Origin of the sequence: Streptosporangium sp. NPDC023615, assembly GCF_040640155.1 — a bacterium.
Taxonomy (GTDB): Bacteria; Actinomycetota; Actinomycetes; order Streptosporangiales; family Streptosporangiaceae; genus Streptosporangium.
The window spans coordinates 1-5,162 of record NZ_JBFABE010000137.1; the positions used below are offsets into that span (position 1 = coordinate 1).

The following is a 5,162-nucleotide window of genomic DNA, read 5'->3' on the forward strand; positions in this document are numbered from 1 at the left end:
GGCACCGGTTCGAGCCCACCCCCCGCAACGCGCTCGTGGTCCCCGAAGGCGTCGGCGTCGCCGACGGGGAGGGCGCCGGGCCGGTGCCGAAGGTGAAGGCGTCCAGGTCGAACAGGTAACCCTGGCCGGTCGCGCCGCGGAAGACGAGGTACAGCGTGGTGACGCCGGACGGCGCGCCGGAGAGGTTCGCCGAGACGTCGGCGAAGGTCTCCCAGCTACCGGTGCTCGTGACGTTGACCGTCCCCAGCAGCGTGCCCGTGGCCGAGCCCGCCCGGACCTCGATGCGGCCGCCCGCGCCCGCCGAGGACACCCGCGCGGTGACGCTCGTGGCGTTGCTCAGGTTGTACGGCTGGAAGGAGACCCAGTCGCCGTCGTCGATGAAGCCCGCGGTCTTGCCGCCCTCGGCGGTGGCGTGGTCGGCCGTCTGCACGCCCTGCTGGGCGCCGAAGTGCTCGCCCTGCCGGTGCCGCGGCTGCAGCGTCCGGCCGCTGGTGGAGGTCAGGCCGCCGGCGTCGGTGTAGGAGGCCACGAAGACGCCGTAGATGTTCGCCGCGGCGTCGTGCTCACCGTCGACCGGCACCGCGATGGAGCCGCTGCACCCGGTCTTGGAGGTGATCTGGTGGGCGTGGCTGTCGTGGCCGAGCGAGTAGGTGACCGTCACCTTCGAGCAGTCGATCGTGCCGTCCTCGGGGTCGCTGACGGTGACCTGGAACGGCACCGTGTCGCCGAAGGAGAACAGCTGCCCGTCGCCGGGGGTCGTGAGCGTGACGGTCGGGGCGGTGTTGCCGACGGACACGCTCACGCTCGCGCTTCCGGTCAGCCCCTGCGGGTCGCGGACGGTGAGCGTGGCGGTGTACGCGCCGTTGGTGCTGTAGGTCTTGCTCGGGTTGGCGGCGGTGGAGGTGGTGCCGTCGCCGAAGTTCCACGAGTACGTCAGCGCGCCGCCCTCGGGGTCGGAACTGCCGGCCGAGGAGAAGTTCACCGTCAGCGGAGCCGGCCCCGACGTCTTGTTGGCCGAGGCCTTGGCGATCGGGTTGCGGTTGGCCTTGCCGATGTACTCGATCCGGTAGAGCGCCTGGTTGTTGTTGCCGGTGCCGTAGTCCAGCACGTACAGCGCGCCGTCGGGACCGAAGCCCATGTCCATCACCTGCGTGCCCGACCAGGGGAACGCGGAGATCTCCCCGTAGCCGCCGTCGCTCCTCACCTCGATGGCCTTGATCCAGCGGCGGCCGTACTCGCCGGCGAAGAAGCGCCCGTCGAGTGCCTGGGGGAACTTGACGGAGGAGTTCAGGTTGGCGTCGTACCGGTAGACCGGGCCGCCCATCGGCGACTCCGAGCCGCTGCCGAACTCCGGCGGCGAGCCGGAGTCACCGGCGTACTTGATCCACGCCGGCTTGGCCGGGGGCAGCGTGGTCAGGCCGGTGTTGCGGAAGGAGTTGTTGGTCGGGCCTCCCGCGCAGTTGAACTTCGCGCCGGTGCTGTTGGAGGCGAAGTTCCACTCGTTGTAGGTCTCGTTGGTGGTGTTGCTGCCCGTGCAGTACGGCCAGCCGTAGTTGCCGGCGGCGGTGATGCGGTTGAACTCCACCTGCCCGCTGGGCCCCCGGTTGGAGTTGGTCGCCCCCGCGTCCGGCCCGTAGTCGCCGAGGTAGACGACGCCGGTCGCCTTGTCGACGCTCATCCGGAACGGGTTGCGAAGGCCCATCGCGTAGATCTCCGGCCGCGTCCTCGCCGTGCCCGGCGCGAACAGGTTGCCGCTGGGGATCGTGTAGGTGCCGTCGGCCTGCGGCTTGATCCGCAGGACCTTGCCGCGCAGGTCGTTGGTGTTGCCGGAACTGCGCTGGGCGTCGTACTGCGGGTTGCGGTTGGTCCGCTCGTCCAGCGGGGAGTAGCCGGCCGACTCGAAGGGGTTGGTGTCGTCGCCGGTGGTCAGGTACAGGTTGCCCTGCGCGTCGAAGTCGATGTCACCACCGGCGTGACAGCACTGGCCGCGGTCGTTGGCGACCCGCAGGACCACCTTCTCGCTGGCCGTGTCGAGCGTCTCGTCCGACTTGAGGGTGAAGCGCGACAGGTAGAACTCGCCCTTCCACTGGTCGAACTGCGCCTGGGTGCCGGTGGCCGGGGCGTCGCCGTTCGGCGTGCTCAGCCGGGGCGAGTAGTACAGCCAGACGTGCCGGTTGGTGGCGAAGCCGGGATCGACCGCCACCCCCTGGAGGCCCTCCTCGTCGTGGGTGTAGACGTTGAGCCTGGCGGCCACCTTCGTGCTTCCGTTGACGTCGGTCACGCGCAGCGTGCCGTCGCGGGCCGTGTGCAGGACCGACCGGTTCGGCAGCACGGCCAGCGACATCGCCTCACCCAGTTCGCCGCCGCCCGACGCGAGCGGCACCTGCTGGTAGTCCGAGGCGGGGATGTTCAGCGCGAGCGCCTTGTTCGGCGCACCCGCCCCGTCGGCGCCGGACGACGACGCGTGCAGGGTGGGGGTGGCCGCGAGGCTGGAGGCGACCGGGGAGACAAGGGTGATCGCCGCGGCCACCGCCGCGGCGGCGACCCCGGTCAGGACCGGTCTGAGCGCCCCGGCGGGCGAGAATGGTTGCACGGTGGTTCCTTCGGGTGTAGGGGGTGGTCACTCCCCGGACGAGCGACGCCCTCCTGGGAGAAGGGCGTCGCCGGCGAGAAGCTGTACGACGGCGGTCGGCCACGTGGATCCGGCCGCGAGGTGTGCCCCCGCCTGCCGGCCCCCGGGACCGCCCCGTGTTCCTCACCCGCGTCAGACGCGGGTCCAGCGCTGGTTGGGGGCGCCGTTGCAGGCCCAGATCTGGAGCTTGACGCCGTTGGCGGTGGAGTAGTTGGGGACGTCCAGGCACTTGTTCGCGCCGACGGCGGTGATGGTGCCGTCACCGTTGAGACGCCACTTCTGGTTGTTCTGGCCGTTGCAGTCCCAGATGTGTACCTGCGCGCCGTCGGCGGTGCTCATGTTGGCCACGTCCAGGCACTTGTTGCCGTACACCCGGAGCTCACCGGTGCCGGTCGGCGTCCAGCGCTGGTTGTTCTGGCCGTTGCAGTCCCAGATCTGCGCCGCCGCGCCGTTGGCCTGCGAGACGTTGGCGACGTCCAGGCACCGGCCCGACCCCACGCCGCGGATCGCGCTCGTGGGCGAGGGCGTCGGGGTGGTACCGGGCTGGCCGATGCTGCCGGGGACCGACTGGAGGGCCGCGTACCAGGCGGCGGCCATCTTGTCGTAGCCGCCGGCGGTGGGGTGGATGCCGTCGATCAGGTCGGAGGTGGTCAGCTTGGAGTGCATGTCGACCAGGTGGACGCGCCTGCCGCTGTTGACCTTGCTCTGCACGATGCCGGGGATGGCCGCGTTGAAGGCGCGGGCGGCGTTCTCCTGGCCGGGGTTGGACAGCGGGATGATGGTGGCGACGAACACGTCCGCGTCCGGCACGGTCGTGGTGATGCGGTCGATCAGGTTCGACAGCCGCTGGGGCGCGCCGGCCACGTTGTAGTTCTGCAGGATGTCGTTGGTGCCGATGTGCAGCAGCACCGTGCGCGGGTTCTGGGTCCGCGCCCAGCCCGTGATGTTGGCGTCGATCTGGTCGATGCGCCAGCCGGGGTGCCCCTGGTGGTCGTGGTCGCCCAGGGAGCCCGGCCCGTTGAACTGGGAACCGACGAAGTCGACGGTGTACCGGCCGGCGGCCAGGCGCTGCCACAGGCCGATGCGGTACCCGCCCGGCACCTGGGTGCCCTCGGTGATCGAGTCACCCAGTGGCATGACCCGCACCCCGCCGTTGGACTCCGCGCCGGCGACGCTCGTCTGCGTCACCGCGCCCAGGGCGACCATGGTCACGGCCAGGAGCGCCGTGCTGAACCACCGTCTCCACCCACGCATGCTCAACCTCTTTCCTGGGGCTGAGAGCAGTTACTGCTGACAGCTCGTGTAGCGCTGAAGATCTGTGTTCGGACCACTGTCCGGCGGGTGTCGTGTGCCGGCGGACGTGGCGGTCGGGAGTGGCTGCTCTGGCGCGTCGCGGGTGGCCCCGGTCGTCTGCGGGCCGCGAGACCCGAGGTGTCAGGCTGATCCGGGCTTTCGCCGTGCGGGGACTCTCCTGTCAGGGGATCGGCGGCCGTGCGGAGCGAGGGAATCCGCAGAGGTGGTGCCTGTCCGGGATTCGCGGTCGCCGAGCATGTCTTGGGGGGTGCCGCGAGATGTGAGCGCTAACATCCCGCCTGCCGATCGTGGCTCCTTCTCCGTCGAACGATTGTGGTGGTGGAGCGGAGCAAACACGAGGTGACGAGAGGCTGTCAAGAGTACGAAACATTCCGCACCCAAAGGGGCAGGTGGCGGGCACCGCCCATCTGGCCTTCAGGAGACGGCCCACCGGCCCGGACACGTCGGTGTAATGAAAATTTCACACGGGAAGGCTCACCCCGGGCGGCGGAACCCGCGCCTCCCCCGGCTCGGGGGAGGTCGGCGAGGGCCCGGAACATGAGTGGCAAGCAGCGAGGCAGAAGCTTTTCAGATGAGCTTGACACATTTTGTAATAGTTTCCAGACTGAGTCCCCGAGACGGCCCCATGCCAGGTCGGTGGTGAGCGGCAGGGGCCGTCCGTCACGACGCCCCGGTGGTACGCGTTCCCCGACGACGGGACGCGGCGTCGATCCTGCGGATCTCCCCTCGTGATCATCCGCTTCCGCGTTTCCGTGATGCAGTTATGGAGGCTCAGTCATGGGCTCGAATGCCATACCCCCACCTGGCACCCGGCGACCGGTCGGAGGGCTTCGCCGGACCCTGATCGCCGGCGCCCTCGGCACCCTCGTGCTCGGCACGCTCACGGCGGTGACCGGCCCGGTCTCCGCCACCGTCGCCACCACCGCTTCCGCCGCCTCCTCCGGTTCCGCCGGTTCCGCCGCCTCCTCCGGTTCCGCCGGTTCCGCCGCCGCGGCGAGCACGCTCGGCGCGGCGGCACAGCAGAGCGGCCGCTACTTCGGCACCGCGATCTCGGCGGGCAGGCTCGGCGACCCGACCTACAACACGATCGCCAGCCGTGAGTTCGACATGATCACGGCCGAGAACGAGATGAAGATCGACGCCACCGAGCCCAACCGGGGGCAGTTCAACTTCAGCGCCGGCGACCGGATCTACAACTGGGCCGTGCAGAACGGCA

The 5,162-nt window shown here is 70.0% G+C and carries 3 protein-coding genes; 1 reads left to right on the forward strand and 2 read right to left on the reverse strand.

Annotation, left to right across the window (positions count from 1 at the left end; genetic code table 11):
• Both AB0G16_RS38255 and AB0G16_RS38260 read right to left on the reverse strand, forming a co-directional pair.
• Positions 1 to 2,593: PQQ-dependent sugar dehydrogenase (locus AB0G16_RS38255; RefSeq protein ID WP_362815854.1), on the reverse strand; the 2,593-nt coding region annotated here is incomplete at its 3' end.
• Between the two features lie 171 nt (positions 2,594 to 2,764).
• A complete protein-coding gene (locus AB0G16_RS38260; protein ID WP_362815856.1) occupies positions 2,765 to 3,886 on the reverse strand; it encodes a lectin in 1,122 nt (373 codons plus the stop codon).
• An 837-nt stretch (positions 3,887 to 4,723) separates the two neighbouring features.
• Between AB0G16_RS38260 and AB0G16_RS38265 the strand changes: the two genes are divergently transcribed.
• Positions 4,724 to 5,162: endo-1,4-beta-xylanase (locus AB0G16_RS38265; RefSeq protein WP_362815858.1), on the forward strand; the 439-nt coding region annotated here is incomplete at its 3' end.